Annotated in this window: 2 protein-coding genes and 1 pseudogene; all 3 read left to right on the top strand. The window is 74.2% G+C overall.

Annotation, left to right across the window (positions count from 1 at the left end; genetic code table 11):
- Positions 1-125 (top strand): annotated as a pseudogene (locus tag ACOV8S_RS32835) (EboA domain-containing protein); the annotation flags it as partial.
- Positions 125-976, top strand: a complete 852-nt coding sequence (locus tag ACOV8S_RS32830; RefSeq protein WP_448322300.1) for a TatD family hydrolase — start codon at positions 125-127, stop codon at positions 974-976. The pseudogene ACOV8S_RS32835 and the gene ACOV8S_RS32830, both read left to right, overlap by 1 nt.
- A 2-nt stretch (positions 977-978) precedes the next feature.
- The coding region (eboE, locus tag ACOV8S_RS32825; RefSeq protein ID WP_448322302.1) for a metabolite traffic protein EboE at positions 979-1926 on the top strand (948 nt) is incomplete at its 3' end.

Raw genomic sequence — 1926 nt, 5'->3', positions numbered from 1 at the left:
CCCGCATGCTGGGGGACTTCGCCGCCGAACGGGGCGCCGCGGGCCGCACCGTGCCCGCCGACCTGTACCGCGTCCTGGCCCTCACCGAAACCGCCCCCGCCTCCGCCCCACAGGAGACGCACTGATGCGCATCTTCGACCCCCACATCCACATGACCTCCCGCACCACGGACGACTACGAGGCGATGCGCGCCGCCGGAGTGCGCGCCGTCGTCGAGCCCGCCTTCTGGCTCGGCCAGCCCCGCACCTCGCCGGCCAGCTTCGTCGACTACTTCGACTCCCTGCTCGGCTGGGAGCCGTACCGGGCCGCCCAGTACGGCATCGCCCATCACTGCACCCTCGCGCTCAACCCCAAGGAGGCCAACGACCCGCGCTGCACTCCCGTCCTCGACGAACTGCCCCGCTATCTGGCCAAGGACGGCGTGGTCGCGGTCGGCGAGATCGGCTACGACTCCATGACGCCGGCCGAGGACCACGCGCTGGCCGCCCAGCTGCAGCTGGCCGCCGACCACGGTCTGCCCGCCCTGGTCCACACCCCGCACCGCGACAAGCTCACCGGGCTGCGGCGCACCCTCGACGTGGTGCGCGAGTCGAAGCTGCCCGTCGACCGGGTGCTGGTCGACCACCTCAACGAGACCACCGTCGCCGAGGCCAAGGACAGCGGCGCCTGGCTCGGCTTCTCCGTCTACCCCGACACCAAGATGGACGAGGACCGCATGGTCGCCGTGCTGCGTACCTACGGACCCGAGCGCGTCCTGGTCAACTCCGCCGCCGACTGGGGCAGGAGCGACCCGCTCAAGACCCGCAGGGTTGGCGACGCGATGCTCGCGGCGGGCTTCGGCGAGGACGACGTCGACCTGGTGCTGTGGCGCAACCCGGTCGCCTTCTACGGACTGAGCGGCCGCCTCGACCTGACCCCCGCCGACGCAACCCCGGCCACCCACGAGGGCAACTCCATCCTGCGCGGAGGCGAATGACGATGCGCTTCCGGCACCCGGACGGCTCCGTCGTCCACCTCGCCTACTGCACCAACGTCCACCCCGCCGAGACCCTCGACGGCGTCCTCGCCCAGCTCCGCGACCACTGCGAAGCCGTCCGCCGACGGCTGGGACGCGACCGGCTCGGCATCGGCCTGTGGCTGGCCCACGACGCGGCCCGCGCCCTGGACACCGACCCCGCCGCCCTGCGCCGGCTGCACGGTGAACTCGACCGCCGCGGGCTCGAGGTGGTCACCCTCAACGGCTTCCCCTACCAGGGCTTCGGCGCCGAGGAGGTCAAGTACCGCGTCTACCGGCCCGACTGGGCCGACCCCGAGCGTCTGGAGCACACCACCGCCCTGGCCCGCGTCCTCACCCGGCTGCTCCCCGAGGACGCCGCCGAGGGCACCGTCTCCACCCTGCCCCTCGCCTGGCGCACCGCCTACGACGGCGAACGCGCCGCAGCGGCGCTGACCGCCCTGCGCACCCTGGGGCGCAGGCTCGACCGGCTCCACGAGGAGACCGGCCGCTCCGTCCGCGTCGGACTGGAACCGGAGCCCGGCTGCGTGGTCGAGACGACCGCCGACGCCGTCGCCCCGCTCACCGAGGCCGGCCACCCGCGCATCGGCGTCTGCGTGGACACCTGCCACCTGGCCACCTCCTTCGAGGACCCCGGCCCCGCCCTCGACGCCCTGGCGGCGGCCGGCGTCCCCGTCGTGAAGTCGCAGCTCTCCGCCGCCCTGCACGCCGAGGACCCCGGCGACCCGGCCGGACGCGAGGCGCTGGCCGCCTTCGCCGAACCCCGCTTCCTCCACCAGACCCGCGCCCGCACCCCCGACGGCGCCCTGCACGCCGTAGACGACCTGCCCGAGGCCCTCGCGAGCGGAACACTGCCGCGGCAGGTGCCGTGGCGCTCCCACTTCCACGTCCCGCTGCACGCCGCCCCCGTC

Source organism: Streptomyces sp. CO7 (assembly GCF_053474865.1).
Note: the sequence above shows the minus strand (reverse complement) of the source record. Positions and strands in the feature narration are given on the sequence as shown.

Bases quoted from the DNA above. Each gene is read 5' to 3' on its own strand.
- ACOV8S_RS32830 (WP_448322300.1), top strand. From the start codon at position 125: ATGCGCATCTTCGACCCCCACATCCACATGACCTCCCGCACCACGGAC.